Annotated in this window: 18 protein-coding genes and 1 tRNA gene; 6 read left to right on the top strand and 13 right to left on the bottom strand. The window is 58.9% G+C overall.

Annotated elements, in window-relative coordinates; all coding sequences use genetic code 11:
- Positions 1 to 38 precede the first annotated feature (38 nt).
- The 8 genes from QP999_RS08470 to QP999_RS08505 form a co-directional block, all read right to left on the bottom strand.
- The gene (locus QP999_RS08470; protein WP_070520532.1) at positions 39 to 1,346 is read right to left on the bottom strand and encodes an anaerobic C4-dicarboxylate transporter; all 1,308 of its coding nucleotides are present in this window, start codon (positions 1,344 to 1,346) and stop codon (positions 39 to 41) included.
- A 309-nt stretch (positions 1,347 to 1,655) separates the two neighbouring features.
- A complete protein-coding gene (aspA, locus tag QP999_RS08475) occupies positions 1,656 to 3,188 on the bottom strand; it encodes an aspartate ammonia-lyase (protein WP_070520535.1) in 1,533 nt (510 codons plus the stop codon).
- A 91-nt stretch (positions 3,189 to 3,279) separates the two neighbouring features.
- Positions 3,280 to 4,125 (bottom strand): ATP phosphoribosyltransferase, encoded by an 846-nt coding sequence (gene hisG, locus QP999_RS08480; RefSeq protein WP_101736358.1) that lies wholly within the window; start codon positions 4,123 to 4,125, stop codon positions 3,280 to 3,282.
- 58 nt (positions 4,126 to 4,183) lie between these two features.
- Entirely contained in the window at positions 4,184 to 4,447 is a 264-nt protein-coding gene (locus QP999_RS08485) for a phosphoribosyl-ATP diphosphatase (protein WP_070520541.1), read from the bottom strand.
- Between the two features lie 103 nt (positions 4,448 to 4,550).
- The gene (locus QP999_RS08490) at positions 4,551 to 5,276 is read right to left on the bottom strand and encodes an HAD family hydrolase (protein ID WP_284848078.1); all 726 of its coding nucleotides are present in this window, start codon (positions 5,274 to 5,276) and stop codon (positions 4,551 to 4,553) included.
- A complete protein-coding gene (locus QP999_RS08495; protein WP_070520547.1) occupies positions 5,277 to 5,660 on the bottom strand; it encodes a hypothetical protein in 384 nt (127 codons plus the stop codon).
- Positions 5,661 to 5,684: 24 nt separating this feature from the next.
- Positions 5,685 to 6,929, bottom strand: a complete 1,245-nt coding sequence (gene mshC / locus QP999_RS08500; protein ID WP_284848079.1) for a cysteine--1-D-myo-inosityl 2-amino-2-deoxy-alpha-D-glucopyranoside ligase — start codon at positions 6,927 to 6,929, stop codon at positions 5,685 to 5,687.
- Positions 6,930 to 7,025: 96 nt separating this feature from the next.
- Positions 7,026 to 7,877 (bottom strand): undecaprenyl-diphosphate phosphatase, encoded by an 852-nt coding sequence (locus QP999_RS08505; protein ID WP_180952115.1) that lies wholly within the window; start codon positions 7,875 to 7,877, stop codon positions 7,026 to 7,028.
- A gap of 69 nt (positions 7,878 to 7,946) precedes the next feature.
- On the opposite strand from QP999_RS08505, the gene QP999_RS08510 reads away from it, so the two are divergent.
- Positions 7,947 to 8,984, top strand: a complete 1,038-nt coding sequence (locus QP999_RS08510; RefSeq protein WP_284848080.1) for an NHL repeat-containing protein — start codon at positions 7,947 to 7,949, stop codon at positions 8,982 to 8,984.
- A gap of 44 nt (positions 8,985 to 9,028) precedes the next feature.
- On the top strand, positions 9,029 to 10,141 hold the full coding sequence (locus QP999_RS08515; RefSeq protein ID WP_070565299.1) for a quinone-dependent dihydroorotate dehydrogenase: 1,113 nt from the start codon (positions 9,029 to 9,031) through the stop codon (positions 10,139 to 10,141).
- A gap of 45 nt (positions 10,142 to 10,186) precedes the next feature.
- Here the strand turns inward: QP999_RS08515 and QP999_RS08520 are convergent, their stop codons facing one another.
- The gene (locus QP999_RS08520; protein ID WP_070520563.1) at positions 10,187 to 10,582 is read right to left on the bottom strand and encodes a hypothetical protein; all 396 of its coding nucleotides are present in this window, start codon (positions 10,580 to 10,582) and stop codon (positions 10,187 to 10,189) included.
- Between the two features lie 23 nt (positions 10,583 to 10,605).
- Complete coding sequence (locus QP999_RS08525) at positions 10,606 to 11,169, bottom strand: YbhB/YbcL family Raf kinase inhibitor-like protein (RefSeq protein ID WP_070520566.1); 564 nt, start codon at positions 11,167 to 11,169, stop codon at positions 10,606 to 10,608.
- 210 nt (positions 11,170 to 11,379) lie between these two features.
- Between QP999_RS08525 and QP999_RS08530 the strand changes: the two genes are divergently transcribed.
- A tRNA-Leu gene (locus tag QP999_RS08530) sits at positions 11,380 to 11,465 on the top strand.
- A 75-nt stretch (positions 11,466 to 11,540) separates the two neighbouring features.
- Here the strand turns inward: QP999_RS08530 and QP999_RS08535 are convergent.
- Complete coding sequence (locus QP999_RS08535; protein ID WP_185964743.1) at positions 11,541 to 12,212, bottom strand: DedA family protein; 672 nt, start codon at positions 12,210 to 12,212, stop codon at positions 11,541 to 11,543.
- 345 nt (positions 12,213 to 12,557) lie between these two features.
- Between QP999_RS08535 and QP999_RS08540 the strand changes: the two genes are divergently transcribed.
- Both QP999_RS08540 and QP999_RS08545 read left to right on the top strand, forming a co-directional pair.
- A complete protein-coding gene (locus tag QP999_RS08540) occupies positions 12,558 to 13,298 on the top strand; it encodes a TVP38/TMEM64 family protein (protein WP_070520569.1) in 741 nt (246 codons plus the stop codon).
- A gap of 37 nt (positions 13,299 to 13,335) precedes the next feature.
- Entirely contained in the window at positions 13,336 to 13,908 is a 573-nt protein-coding gene (locus tag QP999_RS08545) for a MarR family transcriptional regulator (RefSeq protein WP_070520572.1), read from the top strand.
- On the opposite strand, the gene QP999_RS08550 is transcribed toward QP999_RS08545, so the two are convergent.
- Positions 13,905 to 14,753 carry a DUF3097 domain-containing protein gene (locus tag QP999_RS08550; RefSeq protein ID WP_070564527.1) on the bottom strand — a complete coding sequence of 283 codons (849 nt, stop codon included), beginning with the start codon at positions 14,751 to 14,753 and terminating at the stop codon, positions 13,905 to 13,907. The genes QP999_RS08545 and QP999_RS08550 overlap by 4 nt on opposite strands.
- Before the next feature lie 33 nt (positions 14,754 to 14,786).
- On the opposite strand from QP999_RS08550, the gene QP999_RS08555 reads away from it, so the two are divergent.
- Entirely contained in the window at positions 14,787 to 15,554 is a 768-nt protein-coding gene (locus tag QP999_RS08555) for an Rv1486c family protein (RefSeq protein WP_193634306.1), read from the top strand.
- Here the strand turns inward: QP999_RS08555 and QP999_RS08560 are convergent.
- Positions 15,551 to 16,669 carry a ferrochelatase gene (locus QP999_RS08560; protein ID WP_284848081.1) on the bottom strand — a complete coding sequence of 373 codons (1,119 nt, stop codon included), beginning with the start codon at positions 16,667 to 16,669 and terminating at the stop codon, positions 15,551 to 15,553. The two genes, QP999_RS08555 and QP999_RS08560, sit on opposite strands and share 4 nt — an antisense overlap.
- Between the last annotated feature and the right edge of the window lie 11 nt (positions 16,670 to 16,680).

Genomic DNA, 16,680 nt, shown 5'->3' on the forward strand with positions numbered 1-16,680 from the left:
AAGCGCATTTAGCAACATCAAATTATTTCTAGATGATGCTAGATAAGGACTGCACCGAAGGCGTAGCACAGGAGGACCGACAAGACGATGCTCACAGTGCCTGGAATGATGAACGGGTGGTTGAAGACAGCCTTGCCAATGCGAGTCGAACCAGTGTCATCCATTTCGACGGCCGCCAACAAGGTCGGGTACGTCGGCAGGATGAACAGCGCGGACACTGCTGGGAAGGCAGCCACTGCGGTAAGCGGGTTGACGCCGAGGGCCAGGGCTGCCGGCATGAGAGCCTTGGTGGTTGCGGCCTGCGAGTACAGGAGCGCCGCAGCGAAGAAGAGCACGATGGCCAGCAGCCACGGGGCGGACTCAATGATGGACCCGGAGATGGCCTGGATGTCCTCCATGTAGTGGTTGATCAGCGTGGTACCCAACCATGCGACACCGAGCACGCAGATACAGGCGGACATACCCGACTTAAAGACAGGCGTGTTGAGAACGTCGCCGGCGGGGACCTTGGTGACCATGACAATGAGGGTTGCAGCGGTGAGCATCACTGTCATGATGGCCTCGTTTCGCGGCAGCGTCGGTTCCTCGATAAGACCCACCTGAGATGAGGTAAGGGTGGCCCACAGCATCACGATGACGATGGCGACGAGGAAGATGATGACCGAGGTCTTTGCACCTTGTGCCGGAGCGTAGTTCTGGGAACCCTGCGGCAGCTTCACCAAGCCCTGGGCCTTGCGCTCTTGGTAAACGGGGTCATCTTCGAGTTCTGCGCCCGAGCGGTTTGCTACCCAAGCGGCAGGGAAAATGGAGAGGAACGTAGCCGGAATGAGGACCGCGAGGATCTGCAAATAGCCCACACCCATCGGTTCCAGCAGCGAAGCCAACAGAACGACGGCTGCGGAAATAGGTGAGGCACAGATTGCCATCTGCGAGGCTACGACGGAAATCGAAAGCGGACGGGAAGGACGGACCTTGCCTTCCTTCGCTACCTCAACGATAACCGGGAGCGTGGAGAACGCCGTGTGGCCGGTGCCCGCTAGGACGGTCATCAACCACGTAACGATAGGTGCGTAGAACGTGATCCTCTTTGGGTTCTTGCGAAGAAACTTTTCGGCAAGGTAGACCAGATAGTCCATACCGCCAGCGCGCTGCATGGCAGCAATGGCGGCGATCACGGTCATGATGATGCCAATGACATCAAAGGGGATGTCTTCACGCGTTACGGGGACACCGGTGAGGCCGAGTAGTAGAACGCCCAAGCCGCCGGCCATACCAATACCGATCGAACCAATTCGGGCACCGAGATAAATCGCCGCAAGGACGATAATGATGTGCACAACAACCATTATGTAACTCCAATATGTGCAGGTGAACTGCAGTATGGGTGGTAATTCGCGCTGTGGTCAGTACACGACCTGGGCGCGACAACTGACAGTTCTAATTCTGCCCTATTTATGTGGCTTTGGCGAGAATCCAGGCCCGATTGTGTCCGTTTACACACCGATGCCAACCACTGCTCCCCCATCGGGGTGTCCACGGTGTCGGTAGCATCAGTTGGATTGAAAACAGTCAAACGCCCGTACCACCTTCAGCGAGGCAGTACGGGCGTGGACGAAACAGCAGAGCGTATTTACAACACTGGTGCTGTCGACGGTTTATTCATCGATGTAGAGCTGACCGCGGAACTCCGGGTGCATGAGGTTCTCAACGGACAGAACCTTGTTAAGGGTCTCCTCATCGAGCAGGCCCTTCTCCAGAACGAGCTCCTTAACACCCTTGCCGGTCTTGAGGGACTCCTTAGCAATCATGTCACCGTTGTGGTGACCAATGAACGGGTTCAGGTAGGTGACGATACCGATGGAGTTCTCAACGTACGCGCGGCAAACATCAGCGTTAGCCGTGATGTCCACGACGCACTTCTCACGCAGGGTGTCGACGGCGTTGCCCATGATGCGGATGGACTGGAACAGTGCCTCACCGATAACCGGTTCCATGACGTTGAGCTGCAGCTGACCAGCCTCGGCAGCCATGGTGACTACGTGGTCATTACCGAAGATCTTGAAGCAGACCTGGTTGACAACCTCCGGGATAACCGGGTTGACCTTACCCGGCATGATGGAGGAACCGGCCTGACGCGGTGGCAGGTTGATCTCAGCCAGGCCGGCGCGCGGGCCAGAGGCCAGCAGGCGCAGGTCGTTACAGATCTTGGCCAGCTTCATCGCTGCGCGCTTAATGGTGGAGTGCAGAAGCACGTAGGCGCCACAGTCGGAGGTTGCTTCAATGAGGTCGCGGGCGGTCTTGATCTCAAGGCCCGTCACCTCAGACAGTGCTGCGGTGACCTGGTGGCGGTAGCCGGCCGGGGTGTTCACGCCGGTACCGATGGCGGTTGCGCCGAGGTTGATCTCCAGCAGGCGCTTCTGGGCGTCACGCAGGATGGCCTGCTCTTCGGCCAAGTTGTGAGCGAAGGCCTTGAATTCGTCACCCAGGGTCATCGGCACTGCGTCCTGCAGCTGGGTGCGGCCCATCTTCAGGATGTCAACGAACTCATTGCCCTTGGCGTGGAACGCAGCCTGCAGCGCGTCGATACGCTCAATGAGGTCCTCCATCGCGTAGTAGATGCCGAGACGGAAGCCGGTCGGGTACGCGTCGTTGGTGGACTGGGACATGTTGACATCATCGTTCGGGTTGATGATGTCGTAGGCACCCTTTTCCTCACCGAGGTGCTCGAGCGCCAGGTTGGCCACAACCTCGTTGGTGTTCATGTTGAGCGAGGTGCCAGCGCCACCCTGGAAGACATCCAGCGGGAACTGGTCCATGCAGCGGCCTTCTTCGAGAATCTGGTCACAGGCCCAGATAATTGCTTCTGCCTTCTTCTTCGGAAGAACGTGTAGGCGGCGGTTGGCCATAGCGGTGGCCTTCTTGACCTGGACCATGCCGCGGATGAAGTCCGGAATGGTGTTGATGGTCACGTAGGAAATCTGGAAGTTTTCGATAGCGCGGAGCGTGTGAACGCCGTAGTACGCATCGTTCGGAACTTCCAGGGAGCCGAGAAGGTCAGTCTCAGTACGCGTCTTCTTGCTAGAGGCGGACTTCGAAGACTTGTTGGTGGCCTTTTCTTCGACCTGGGACTTTACATCCTTGGTCTCCTTGGCCTCTGCTTGTGCATCCTTCTTAGTTGTCTTTGCCATCGGGGCTGACTCCTTGCATAAAAATCGAAGAACGATGATGGTCAGTCCCCATCGTAGCTAGGAGCCCGAATAAGATGTTTGGAATCTCCCCCTAAAAGCGGGCAATCCGAAGATCCGAGGCAAGAATTGCCTCTGCCCCGAGCTCTTCGAGGCTGTCCATAACTTGGTTGGCCAGCTTGCGGGGAACCATGACGCGGACGGCAACCCACCCTTCACGGGCCAAAGGAGAGATGGTCGGTCCTGTAAGCCCAGGGGTCACCGCCTCGACGTCTGGCAGCTTTTCTTCTGCCACGTTGTAGTCCAGCATGACGTAGTGGCGCGCATTGAGGATTCCTCGAATGCGGCTAAGCACAACGTTTTCATCAGCGGTGACGTCTTCTCCTTCACGCTTAATCACCACGGCCTCCGAGGAGACGATGGGGTCGCCAAAGGGTTCAAGCCCCTGCTGGCGGAGGGTGGCTCCTGTGGAGACAACGTCGGCAATGACGTCCGCGACTCCAAGGTGAATCGAAATCTCTACTGCACCGTCAAGGCGGATAACCTCTGCATCGATTCCATTGGCAGCGAGGTGATCGCGCACCACGTTGGGATAGGACGTGGCGATGCGCTTGCCTTGCAGCTTGGCGACGTCCCACTGCTCCCCTGCTGGTGCGGCGTAACGGAAGGTCGAGCCGCCAAAATTGAGTGCTAGAACTTCATTGAATTTCGCGCGGGAATCGAGCGCTAAGTCTCGACCAGTAATTCCCAGATCCAAGACGCCTTGTGCCACGTAGATGGCGATATCCTTTGGGCGCAGAAAGAAGAACTCGACTCCGTTCTCCTCGTCCACGACGTTGAGCGATTTATTGTGTCCGCGGCCCTTGTAGCCAGCTTCCTTGAGGATCTCAAGGGCTGCCTCGGACAGCGATCCCTTGTTGGGGACGGCGATTTTGATCATCAGTGTGTGGTGCTTTCTGCGCTGAATACGGTGAATGGTGGGACGGCTTTATGGCCGATTAAAGGTAGGTGTAAATGTCTTCGAGCTTCAGGCCACGCTTATGGGCCATAACCTGGAGCCAATACAGCAGCTGTGACATCTCCTCAGCGAGCTCTTCATCAGACTGGTATTCCGCGGCGATCCACACTTCGCCAGCCTCTTCGATGATCTTCTTGCCCAGATGGTGGATCCCTTTGTCAAAAGACTCCACGGTGCCGGAGCCCTCAGGGCGTTCGGCGATCTTCTGGGACAGTTCCTCAAATAGGCTCTCAAAATTCTTCACGGTGGTTTATTCTTCCACACCGCTGCATAAAATTCTGCTAGTCGGCCGAAATTCTCAGTTACGCAAAGCCAGCTGACATGATGCGCAACTGAAATCGGTACGTCTAGTCGGCGCGTAACCGGCTAAACCACTCGTGAACATTGGCCGCCGTCGCCCCCTTCAGATGACGGTGAGCAGAGCCCCGGAGGTCAGTAATTTCGGTGGCTTGCTCGGGCACCGCGACGTGGTCTCCCTCCGGCAGTCCGATGACGGTGCATCCGGCGTCGACAGCCGCGCGCATACCTGCCGCAGAGTCTTCGAATACAAGGCAGTCCCGTGGATCGGCACCCACTCGACGCGCCGCCTCGATATACATATCGGGGGCAGGTTTGCCTTGGGGTACTTCGTCACCGCAAATCGTGTCGACGAAGTACTCGCGGCCTAAGGCCGCAATCGCGGAATCAGCCACATATCGTTCCGTGTTTGTGGTCACGATCATCGGCATTCCCAGGCCCTTGAGTTCGTCGAGCAGCTCGGGAATCCCCGGGAAAATCTCCAGGTGTTGGGCAAAAAGGGACCTGACGTAGTCAAACATGAGCGCACGGTAGCGTTCGTTATCACCTGGTCGAAGCGTAACGCCTGCTTTGTGCGCACAGATGCTGAGGGTGTCCTCGAAGGTAGCGCCAACCGTGGCTAAGCGCTCCGTGGGTGTTAAGCGGCGCCCTAGTGTTTCAGAGAGATAAAAAGTGGCCTCTTCCCACAGGGGCTCGGAGTTAGTCAGTGTGCCGTCCATATCCCAAAAGATTGCTGCTGGACGGGTAGTGAAAGCGGAAGTTGCGTGGTCAGTCAATTAGAAGTCCAGCTCCGGAAGCTGCGCGAGTGCCTCATCGTCCGCACCGGTTGCCGCAGAGGCGGAGTGAATAAGCTCCGTGAGCTCTTCCTTCTCCTCCGGTTCCAGCACTGCATCTGCGTTTTCTTGGTTGAAGGCCGCGAGCTTGTCCACGGTGGGGCGTACCGCGGCGCTCAGGAGTGACCCTTCGGGGTCATCCGGCAGCTTATCCATATCGTCGAGGAAGGACTCCAAGATAGTGCGAAGGCGTGGGAGTACCGCGGCATCAAACGGTGCCTCCCAGAATTCCTTTTCTTCTTCCTTGAGGTAATCCCCGGTAGCGAAGGACTGTAGGTTGGACATGAACTCATCAACGGTGGGCTGGAATTCTGCACGAATCGTCATGAGCTAAATCATGCCTGAAGTTACCTAGAGGCGCACGCCCAGCAAGGAATTAACTGCGGTGCGCAGCAAATCGGATGCCTCTTCTGTTGCTTCCCCGGATTCTGGAGCCTTCTTCGCCCATTCATCGAGAACCGCAATGGCGCGCGGAGTATCGAGATCATCAGCCAACGCCAACCGCAGGTGCTGAATGACCTCCTTGACTTCCTCCACCGTGCCCGGATGGCTTAAAGCTTCGCGCCATCGCTGGAGTCGCTCCTGCGCAGTGCGCAAAACGTCATCTGACCAGTCACGGTCGGCACGGTAGTGGCCGGCGAAGACGCCCAAGCGAATCGCCGAAGGATCGACGCCCGCCTCCACGAGCTTGTGGACGAACACGAGGTTGCCCAAAGACTTGGACATCTTGGTTCCGTCCAAGCCGATCATGCCGGTGTGTACGTAGGACTGCGCCATGCGCTCCACGCCGAGCGCTGCTTCTGCGTGCGCTGCGGAGAATTCGTGGTGCGGGAACTTCAGGTCCGACCCGCCGCCTTGAATATCGAAGCTGGAGCCAAGCCGGTTGGTTGCGATGGCGGAGCACTCAATATGCCATCCAGGGCGGCCCGGCCCAAAAGGCGAATCCCAGGCCGGTTCGCCTTCACGGTGCGCGCGCCAAATCAGAGCGTCAAGAGGATCGCGCTTGCCGGGGCGATCAGGGTCGCCGCCGCGCTCGGCAAAGAAGGTCTCCATTTGCTCGCGGGAGTAATTCGACTCGTAGCCGAAGTTCTTCGTGGCCTCAGTGGAGGCATAAATATCCGGGTACTCCGGATCGTCGACGACGTAGGCCGCATTGGCGTCGAGAAGCGCCTGCACCATCTCCGTAATCTCGTCGATGGCCTCCATCGCCCCCACAAAGTGATCCGGGGGGAACACGGAGAGCAGCTCCATGTCTGAGCGGAAAAGGTTGATTTGGGAGGTCCCCAACTCACGCCAATCCACGCCATCGCGCTCCGCGCGCTCGAAGAGCGGATCATCCACGTCGGTGATGTTTTGGGCGTAATTCACCTTGTAGCCGTTATCCAGCAGCTGGCGGTAAATCAGATCAAAGGTCAGATAGGTCGCGGCGTGGCCCAGGTGGGTCGAATCATATGGGGTGATGCCACAGACGTACATGGTGGCAGTCTCCCCACTGATGTTGAGCTTCTTGACCGCTTCATCAGCGGAGTCATAGAGGTGAAGCGGCGACGGAGCGCCAGGGACGGAATCGATGTGCGGGACAGGCCAAGATTGCATGCTCACAATCCTAACGTGTGCTGCCTCCGACGCGGGCGCATGGCCGGGCACATGGCTATGTATCGCAGGATGCTGGGGGCTGCGCCTCCTCACCACTTACGCGGCGAGCACGCCAAGGCCCAGCAAGAGCATGACGATCAGGCCGACGGGGATACGGTAAGCGGCGAACCACTCGAAGGAGTGGCTGCCCACGAACTTCAGCAGCCAGGCGATAGATGCATAGCCCACAACGAAGGCGATGAGCGTGCCAACGAGCAATTGGGCGCCGGTGGCGGATTGTCCCACGGTGGGACCGAAAGCGTCGCCAAGCGAAAACAGCCCCGAGGCCATCACCGCCGGAATAGCCAAAAGAAAGCTAAAGCGCGTGGCCACCTCACGGTCGAGGCCGAGGAAGAGGCCACCGGAGATGGTGCCGCCGGAGCGTGAGACGCCAGGGATGAGTGCCAGGCATTGGCATAGTCCCATAACGATGGCATCGCGCATCGTGAGCTCGTCGAAGCCGCGGGTTTTCTTACCCACGCGCTCTGCCAGGATGAACACAAAGGAAAACAGGACGAGCATGGAAGCAGTAATCCATAGGTTGCGCAGATTATCCCTTATCAGGTCTTTCCCCAGCACTCCCAGGATGCCAATCGGAATTGAGCCAACGATGACCATCCAACCCATTCGATAATCCTGACCGCGCTGGTCCTTGTGTACGAGGCCCACGCACCAGCCTTTCAGGATCTGCCAAATCATCCCGGCGAAGTAGACAATCACCGCCAGCTCGGTGCCCAGCTGGATGACAGCGGTGAAGGAAGCACCGGCATCCTGTCCCCAGAAAAGAGTGGAGACGATGCGCAAGTGCCCAGACGAGCTCACGGGCAGGAATTCGGTGAGGCCTTGGACAAGAGACAGGACGATGACCTGCAGCCATGTCATGGCTTCAGTTGTAGCTGTTGTAGTCACCCGCGATAGCCTACTCGGGAGTCCCATCGCTTCCTGTTTCCACCACGCTGGCTGCTAGGATGAGGGATCGTGAAAACGCGTCGAGTCCTGCTTTCTTTTGCCCTCCTTTCCAGCGCATGCGCGCTTGCCGCCTGTAATCCCACGGTCGGGGTTGGCGGGGACCCCGACTCGGCGGTCTATGGCAAGGCCGAGCCCGCGTCCTCCCCGGCATCCGAGAAGCCGGTGGGTAACGTCGTGCCATTCGATGCAGCGACAGACCTCGCAGCCGTCGGCGACATCCTCGCCGTGCGCACCGAGGCCTCGCTCGCGGTAGGTTCAGCTGCGGACTTTGAAGGCAAAAAGTCCACCCAGGTTACCGTGGACGAGAAATGTGGCGACCTTACCGCTTCTGAGAAGCACTTCCTTCTAGCGTGCGGGGATAGCGTTATGCTCATTGATCCGCTCAAGCCGGATTCCCCGCAGGAATTGGCTGTGGAAGAGGAGCAACCGGTGACGGTGGCTGCGGAAGCCTCCAGTGGCGAAGTCTTCGTTGGCTCGAAGGACTCCACCACCATCGGCGTGTACCGCGATGGCGAACGCACTACCGGCATCACTGTGGAAGCAGGCTCGGATCAGCTCATCTCCGTGCCTAATCCGGATGGCGCCGACGGCATCGTCCGTGTCTTGAGGGAAGACTCCACGATTCAATCGCTGGACTGGGAGAAGGAGCGTGCAGGAGGACGCCTTCGCGTGGGCCAGGGCGTAGGTCAGATCGCAGGCGGCGAGGGCGCCGTGGTTGTGGCTTCGGATACTGTCGGCAAGCGCATCGCCATCTATACCGCCAGCGACGTCATCCGCTTGCACCAGTACGGCAATACCGATGGCACGCCGTGGGGTGTGGCCTGGGACGCCGGGCGCAAGCTAGCGTGGGCGACAACTACAGACAACAACCTCCTCCACGCCTACACCATCGCTGCGGGTGTCCCGGAGAACGTCGGCACCATGGATACGGTGGCGGATGCGCGCAATGTTGCCGTGCTTGGCGACGGCACCCTCGTCGCCGCCTCCGCTTCTGGCGACGGGCTCCAATTCATTTCTGATCCACAGCTCGAGAAATCCCCGCGTTAGTATTTCAGTCCCCCCTTCAGCCTTAACTTTCCAAAGGACAATGCATGCAGTACTCCGCTCTTGACCGCGCCCGCCACGTGGCTTACCAAGCCGCCTTGAAGGGGATGTTTAAGCTCAGCCCGGAAAGAATTCACGGGATCATCAACGGCGGGTTGGCTGTGTTCCAATCGGCCGGCCCCTTCAACCGAGCTCTAGGCAAAGCTTTGCCGGTTACCGATCCCGTCCTTGAACAAGACGTGTTTGGGGTGCACTTTCCGCGCCCGCTGGGTTTAGCAGCAGGCTTTGACAAGAACGCGGCGGCAGCCGACGTCTGGTCCCCCATCGGCTTTGGGTACGCGGAGCTGGGCACCATCACCCCGAAGGCGCAGCCGGGAAACCCGGCTCCCCGGTTGTTCCGGCTCAAAGCAGACAAGGCCATCCTCAACCGCATGGGCTTCAATAACGAAGGGGCGCTGGCGGCCGCACGAAACCTGCGGAAGCGCCGCTACAACGATGTCATCGGCATCAATATCGGAAAGAACAAGGTCACCGAGGCTGAGCACGCGGTGGATGACTACCGTCAGTGCGCATCAGTTCTCGGGGATTTGGCCGACTACGTTGTGGTCAACGTGTCCTCCCCTAATACCCCGGGGCTGCGTGACTTGCAGGCAGTGGAATCGCTGCGCCCCATCATGGAGGCCGTGGTGGAATCGACGTCCTCGCCGGTCTTGGTCAAGATTGCCCCAGACCTCAGCGATGAGGACATTGATGCCGTGGCGGATATGGCCGTTGAAGTGGGGCTGGCGGGAATCGTGGCTACCAACACCACCATTTCTCGCGAGGGTTTGAAGACCCCCTCCGCTGAGGTTGCCGCCATGGGCGCAGGCGGCGTGTCGGGTCCCCCAGTGGCTGCGCGTTCCTTAGAGGTGCTCAAGCGCCTCCATGCCCGCGTAGGAGACGACCTGGTGCTCATTTCCGCGGGCGGAATCTCCACTCCGGAGCAAGCATGGGAGCGCATCACGGCCGGCGCTTCGCTGTTGCAGGGCTACACCGGCTTGATTTACGGCGGCCCGGATTGGATCCGTGACATCCACCGCGGCATTGCCCAGCAGATCCACGCTCACCGCCTCAGCAATATCTCGGAGGCCATTGGTTCTGGTCTGGAATGGATTGACTAGCCCGGCGAAGAGCTTTCGGGCCAGCCGCACGGGGCGCTTCAGCGTTTAGCGCAACGTGCGGCGGATGATAACCGCGCACAGCCCTGCCGCCACTGCGTAGAGGAAGACGACGTATTGGCCCATCGTTGTAAGGACCGTACTGGGCAGCGCGCGGCTGGCGATGATAAGCACTAGCGCGAGAATCAGCGCAATGATTTGTTCGCGGCTACCACGCTGATCGCGGCGTTGGGTACTGAATGCGCCGACGAGGAGGGCTGCACCAACGATGGCGAGGCGGCGCCACGTCCATTCGAAGGTCGCGCCCCATCCGTCGGTGAAAATGGACACGAGCCCGAATAGCGCCAACACGGCAGCCAACAACATGAAAGCGCCGCCCACGCGCAGGGCGGCGGGGATTTCTACTCCGTCGGATGTGGGAGGGATGTCCGGGTTCTTACTCATTGTGATGAGTGTAATTGGGCCGCTTAGTGGGCCTCGTACCAGCCCCAGGTAATCGCGCGCCCGAGGGTGTGGAAATAAAGGTTGAAGCCGAGGACCGTAGGTGTTGCCTCCGGGTCGATCTCGAGGCGTTCGACGTCGACAGCGTGAACGGCGAAGAGGTAGCGGTGCGGGGCGTGACCAGCAGGCGGCTGGGGGCCGTAATAGACGCGCTGGCCAGAGTCACCGCGCAAGCTGATAACGCCTTCGAGTCCGAGATCCTCAGCGGCCCCTGCACCTGTGGGGAGCTCGCGTACGTCGGCCGGGATGTTGAAGGCAGCCCAGTGCCAGAAGCCGGACCCCGTCGGCGCGTCAGGGTCAAAGCACGTGACGGCAAAGGACTTGGTCCCTTCGGGCACGTCCGACCAGGACAGCTGGGGCGAGACATTTTCAGGTGCGCGGAAACGCTCTGCGATCTCCGCTCCCTCCTCGATATCGGACGAGGTCATGGTAAAAGCTGGGACATCCCCCAACGGTGTATAGGGGTCTGGGCCGGGGAAACGGGAGTCGGTAGCGTAGTTCGCAGTGGAATGTGAAGTGTTGCTAGTCATAAATCCATTTCTACCGGAAAGCTATCTGCCGCGTTGCCGCTTACTACCCGACTGTCTCAGGAGGTGGCAGTGGATACGCAACTTTCATCGTTGTGTTTTCCTCGTTTAAGAACACAGTGAAAACCCGCTCTGAAGTGGCGATTTGTGAATTTATGCCGGTTCGGGATACAGTATGCGAGTGCCCAGCCGAGAGGCTGAACAAACACCCTAGCCCGGGTGGCGGAATGGCAGACGCGCTAGCTTGAGGTGCTAGTGTCCTATTAACGGACGTGGGGGTTCAAGTCCCCCCTCGGGCACAGACCGAAGCCCCGTGCTTCACACCGTCAGAGATGATGATGTGAGGCGCGGGGCCTTCTTCATGCGTCTAGGGTCTATGCGTGCGATTCCGCAGTAGGTGCCGTCTCCTCTACTACCGTAGCCTTCTTCTTCGACGTGATGTAGCTATGCAGGCCCTTGATGACGATAGGCGCCACCGACAACGCGATGATAAGCAGCATAATCTTCTCAATCGAGTCAGCAATGCCCGGAATGTTTCCGAGAAAGACACCAACGAGATTCATGGAGAGCACCCAAGCGACTGCGCCGCTGACATTCCATCCAATGAATTTCTTGTACCGCATTCTCGCCGTGCCGGCGGCTACCGGAATGAAGGTCCGCACGATTGGGACGAATCGTCCGAGCACTAGTGCAAGCGGGCCGTGCTTGCGGAAGAAGTCCTCGGCGGTGTTGAGATACTCCAGTTTGAGAAGCCGTGCGTCCTTCTTAAACAGGCCACGGCCAAAACGGTGCCCAATCCAGTACCCCACCTGGTCACCAGCTATCGCGGCGATCATGCCTACAGCAATGAGTACCCACAGGGAGACCTGGAGCTCATGGCGCAGAATCGCGGCAGTTACGAGTAGTGAATCACCCGGAAGAAATGGGAAGAGCACACCGGACTCGATGAAGACGACAAGGGCTATACCACCGATGACCCAGGGCCCAAAGGCTTCGAGCAAGGTGGCTGCGTCCATATAAGACGTGAGGTTGTGGATAAAGTCCATAATGCTCTCCAAAGAAAAATGCAGGCGCCAGGGCGGGCGCCAAAAGTAGGTAGTGAATCAAGAATTCGCTCCGCAGCTAGGGCGTAGAGACAATAAAGGTGAAACTAGCTAAGACGGTCACAATAGAAGTGGACCTAGAGATGCTTGCGGATGCGCAGTGCTGTTCAGTATCCCGCGTGCAAGGCAATACTCATGCATCGAATCGCGGCTTAACAGTAAGTTGAGGTGCAGCTCTCAGCTGCTCCCCAGCCAGCCAAGCCGTCTCCTGCCTTCGTCTTTAGCCGTTCTCCCATGCTTTGGACTCAATGCGGGGTTTGGCGTCTTCGGCACTAGACTTCTATCTCTATGAACACAGGTTGGGTGCACAGCGTCGGGGACTTCTTCGCGTCTCTGGGCCGCGCTGCGTGGCAAAGCTGCAAGCGTTGGACGTGGAAACGTTGGACGGCAGTAGTCGCTGCCGGTGCGGCATTGATGCTACTCGCCGTGCTTGTCGACGTCCCCTCACTCGCCGCCCTCCGCACGTGGTCAGACCAACTCGGGCCGTGGTTTGTCGTTGCTTTTACGGGAGCCTACATCTTCTTCACCCAGTTCCCTATTCCCCGGACCGTGTGGACTTTGGCGGCAGGCCTTCTTTTCGGCCCGTGGCTTGGGCTTTCTGTTTCCCTTGTCGCGCTGACTATCTCCGCCACCATTTCTCTCCTTATCGTCCGCGGCTTACTTGGTGAGTGGATTCGCCCGCATCTCACGCACAAAGCGGTATATGCAATCAATGCCCGGCTTGAGCGCCGGGGTTGGCTAGCGGTGGCGTCATTGAGAATGGTCGCCGGAGTTCCGTTTTCCTTACTAAACTATGTTGCAGCGCTCACGCCGATTTCGGTGACTCACTTCGCCATCGCTACACTCATCGGTTCGATTCCCACCACCGCCATCGGGGTCTTCTTCGGGGATGCGCTCACCGGAGCGATGAGCCCCTACACGATCGCCGGCTTCCTTATCGCTGCGGCAGTGGGAATCGCTGGTCTCATCCTAGACACGCGGTTGCCGCTCGGCCCCGGAATGCGTGGCCCAGTCAAGCGCAAAGAGTAGACTGAGCGTTGTTTCTTGCTGGAAGGAGTCTCTCACTGTGCTAGCTGTCCATGCCCGCTACCGCGGACGCTCGGTACGCCGCGCCGATTTGGTCCAACGATCCGCCGCCGCGCTTTCCACCCTGGAGGGAATCGGCGAGTTTGAGGTCCTTGGTGTTGAGGATATTTGCGCTGTGGCCTATTCTTCTCCGGCGGTCTGTGATGTCGTTATGGCGCTTCTCGCGGACGGTGACTGGGCCATTGGCATTGGAATTATCCCTGGCGAAGGCGCAGGTGATGCCGAAACACGCGCAGTGGCAACCGCCGCGGTAAAGGGCTCGGCGCGGGCCGGACACGTCTACGCCAAAATTGATCGGCGCGGGCGCGCTGCGGAGGCGCAGGATATTGCAGCGGCATTCGCCCTACTCGGCTTTGTGCTGCACAAGCGCACAATGGAAGGCCGTGAGGCGACATCTCTTGTACGCGGCGGGTTGAATCAGAACGAAGCTGCGGAAGAGCTGGGCATTTCCAAACAAGCGATGTCCCAGCGCCTCCAAGCGGCGGGGTGGGCAGCAGAGACGGCCGGTTGCCAGCTCGCCATCAACCTCATTGACCGAGCGAATTCGAATTAGAGCAAATCTTCTTTGCTCAATTCCGGTGTTGTGACAAAGTCGACGAGCCGCTCGACGGCGCCGATGAGCGTGGAATCGAGATCCCGGAAAGAATTCACGGCGTTGTACACGCGGCTCCACCCTTCCTTGGGATCAGACCACCCCGCGCGCTTGCAGATGCCCGTCTTCCAGTCTTCCCCATAGGGAACCTCGGGCCAGGCGCGCAGCCCTAGGCGCTCAGGCTTTACAGCCGCCCAGATATCAATGAAGGGGTGACCGGTGACAAGCACGTGCTCGCCCACCGTTTGCGTCAACCGCGTTTCCTTTGATCCTTCGACTAGGTGATCCGCGAGGACGCCCACACGGCGTCCCGGACCGGGCTGAAACTCAGCCAGGCGTTCCTCAAGGTTATCGAGTCCTTCGAGGTATTCGACGACCACACCTTCCACCCGCAGATCGTGACCCCAGACCTTTTCAACGATGGCCGCGTCGTGAATGCCTTCAACCCAAATGCGCGAAGGTGCGGCAACTTTCGCCTCAAGATTTTCCACACGGCGCGACCCGGAGTTTGACTTCCGCGGCGCCTGCTTTTCGACGTATCGCGTTAACGTCACTGGCTGCCCCTCCAACAAGAACCCCCCTTTCACGAGTTTGAATACTCGCTCATTTCCATGTCGGTCCTCGAGGCGCACGACTGGGCCCCATACGGTTTTGTCGACGCCCAATACTGCCCCTACAAAGTCATCACCTCGAACCTCGACGACCATGCCTGGTTCAGCGGGTACCTCGGGGTACTCCGGCTTCTTGTTCCGCGCATGTCCTGCAAAAATATCGCCGCCATAGGGATCTCGGGAATTCAAGCTCATAGGGGTCTACCCTATCGTCTACACTGTCCAGCCATGGATATGCGCGCCGAAGTCTGGTCCCCTGTACAAAACGTTTCTGTTTGGCTTGGTGCATGGCTATGGGGGCACGAATCCACCGATGGCTTTCTTGATGCCCTCAGCGAGCTGGGTGGTGAGCAACAAGGGGTCGACGGAGAGCCGTTTGTTGATGTTATGTCACTTCTCCGGCGTGAAACGGCCTCCGTCATCGAGCGTGGAGAGCGCGAACCGCTGCTTCGGCTAGTTCTCTCCGGTCCTGGCGACGCGCCAGCACTTCCAGCCGGCACGGAATCGGCGCGAGCGGCGGCAGAAAATCCGGCAGGCGCAATCGTGGTGCGTACCAATAATCGGGATCGAAACCTGGTGTTGGTGCCCACCTATGCCGTGGGCGCGACACGGTGGACGGTGATTGAAGAGACTGCCCCGTTACCCTCGCCCGCTTGGCTTAGCCCGGGCGAGGCCGATGAGCTCTTGAGTACCGCGACGAATGAGTCAGCAAACCTCATCGAGGCATTGGGCTATCGCAGCGATGCCCTCCCCAATCCCCGGCTAACAGTAGGCACACTAAGCGATTTCTACGACACCCCCGGATTACCCGCTGCAGTGCCGGGGCGAGCAGCGAAGCTCTTCGCCCGCGCTGACCGCGTGGCGGCCATCATCGAGACGGTGACTGACCGCATTCAAGATCACAGTCTCGATCCGCAGCTTCTGCGCCTGTGGCGCCATATCCGCCAAGCACGCATGGCCGGCGTGGCTTATGCGCTCACCGATTTCGCGCGTTAATGCGGCTTGCGCAGAGACCAGATATCACAACAACCTTCAGCGCAGGGTGCGCCATTGACCGTACAGCCCTGAACGGTAACCTCACCGAGTGAGGCAGGTTCAGCGTCATGCTCTAACTCCTCGATGAGGTCCACGATGAGCGAGGCAAAACGTGCAGATGGGCCGGCGGTTCGGGTGCGATAGACGCTGACGCCCATTTCCTCAGCGGCTTGCTTCAGTTCAGTATCGAGATCCCAGATGACCTCCATGTGATCGGAGATAAATCCAATTGGGCACACGACAACGCTATCGACACCATCTTCCTCGTGGATTCGCGTGGTGTGGTCGACAATGTCCGGTTCCAACCACGGGGTGGCTGGGTTTCCTGAACGGGATTGCCACACTAGGTCATAATTCTGGACCCCGGCAGCCTTGGCTACGAGCCGTGCAGCCTCCGCTACCTGGCGGGAATAGATATGTTTATCGCCTTCTGCTCCCCCAACAGCATCGTGTGCCGATGGCACTGAATGCGCAGTAAAAAGCATGCGGGTGCTAGCCATCTTGTCTTCCGACACCTCCGCATAAGCCTCGCGGACGGCTGCGGCCATCTCCTCAATGAACTTGGGGTGATCGAAGAATTGGCGCAGTTTGGTGAAGTTCATGTTGGGCAGCTGCTTGTCCTCGAGGTGCTTGCGCAATGCAACGATGTCCTCGTTGTACTGGCGGCAAGCACTGTAGCCACCCCAGGCGGAGGTGGCGAATACGGCGACGTTGCGCACACCATCGGCGGCCATCTGCTCGACGGCTTCTGTCCCAAACGGGTACCAGTTACGGTTACCGAAATACACCGGTAGATTATGTCCGCGTTCCTTCAGCTCTGCGGAAACATTAGAAATAATCTCTCGATTTAGCGCATTAAGCGGACTAATGCCGCCTAGGCGGAAATAGTGTTCCCCGACGACTTCGAGCCGCTCGCGCGGGATGCCGCGCCCACGAGTAACGTTCTCCAAAAACGGGACGACCTCCTCGTTTCCTTCCGGGCCACCGAAGGAAAGAACGAGGAGGGCGTCAAATGAAGAGGGCACCGAATCGGTGCCGCGGGTGTTGCCCTGGGCAGTACGCAGTGTGTCAGTCATGCAGCCCAGTT

The sequence above is a fragment of the Corynebacterium sp. MSK004 genome (genome assembly GCF_030232515.1).
In the GTDB taxonomy this organism is placed as follows: Bacteria; Actinomycetota; Actinomycetes; order Mycobacteriales; family Mycobacteriaceae; genus Corynebacterium; species Corynebacterium hesseae.

What these genes read in the sequence shown, in the direction of transcription:
- QP999_RS08515 (WP_070565299.1), top strand. Translation starts at nt 9,029, where the DNA reads ATGCAGTACTCCGCTCTTGACCGCGCCCGCCACGTGGCTTACCAAGCC.
- aspA (WP_070520535.1), bottom strand. Translation starts at nt 3,188, where the DNA reads ATGGCAAAGACAACTAAGAAGGATGCACAAGCAGAGGCCAAGGAGACC.
- QP999_RS08525 (WP_070520566.1), bottom strand. Translation starts at nt 11,169, where the DNA reads ATGACTAGCAACACTTCACATTCCACTGCGAACTACGCTACCGACTCC.
- QP999_RS08540 (WP_070520569.1), top strand. Translation starts at nt 12,558, where the DNA reads ATGAACACAGGTTGGGTGCACAGCGTCGGGGACTTCTTCGCGTCTCTG.
- hisG (WP_101736358.1), bottom strand. Translation starts at nt 4,125, where the DNA reads ATGATCAAAATCGCCGTCCCCAACAAGGGATCGCTGTCCGAGGCAGCC.
- QP999_RS08535 (WP_185964743.1), bottom strand. Translation starts at nt 12,212, where the DNA reads ATGGACTTTATCCACAACCTCACGTCTTATATGGACGCAGCCACCTTG.
- mshC (WP_284848079.1), bottom strand. Translation starts at nt 6,929, where the DNA reads ATGCAATCTTGGCCTGTCCCGCACATCGATTCCGTCCCTGGCGCTCCG.
- QP999_RS08520 (WP_070520563.1), bottom strand. Translation starts at nt 10,582, where the DNA reads ATGAGTAAGAACCCGGACATCCCTCCCACATCCGACGGAGTAGAAATC.
- QP999_RS08555 (WP_193634306.1), top strand. Translation starts at nt 14,787, where the DNA reads ATGGATATGCGCGCCGAAGTCTGGTCCCCTGTACAAAACGTTTCTGTT.
- QP999_RS08560 (WP_284848081.1), bottom strand. Translation starts at nt 16,669, where the DNA reads ATGACTGACACACTGCGTACTGCCCAGGGCAACACCCGCGGCACCGAT.
- QP999_RS08550 (WP_070564527.1), bottom strand. Translation starts at nt 14,753, where the DNA reads ATGAGCTTGAATTCCCGAGATCCCTATGGCGGCGATATTTTTGCAGGA.
- QP999_RS08470 (WP_070520532.1), bottom strand. Translation starts at nt 1,346, where the DNA reads ATGGTTGTTGTGCACATCATTATCGTCCTTGCGGCGATTTATCTCGGT.
- QP999_RS08495 (WP_070520547.1), bottom strand. Translation starts at nt 5,660, where the DNA reads ATGACGATTCGTGCAGAATTCCAGCCCACCGTTGATGAGTTCATGTCC.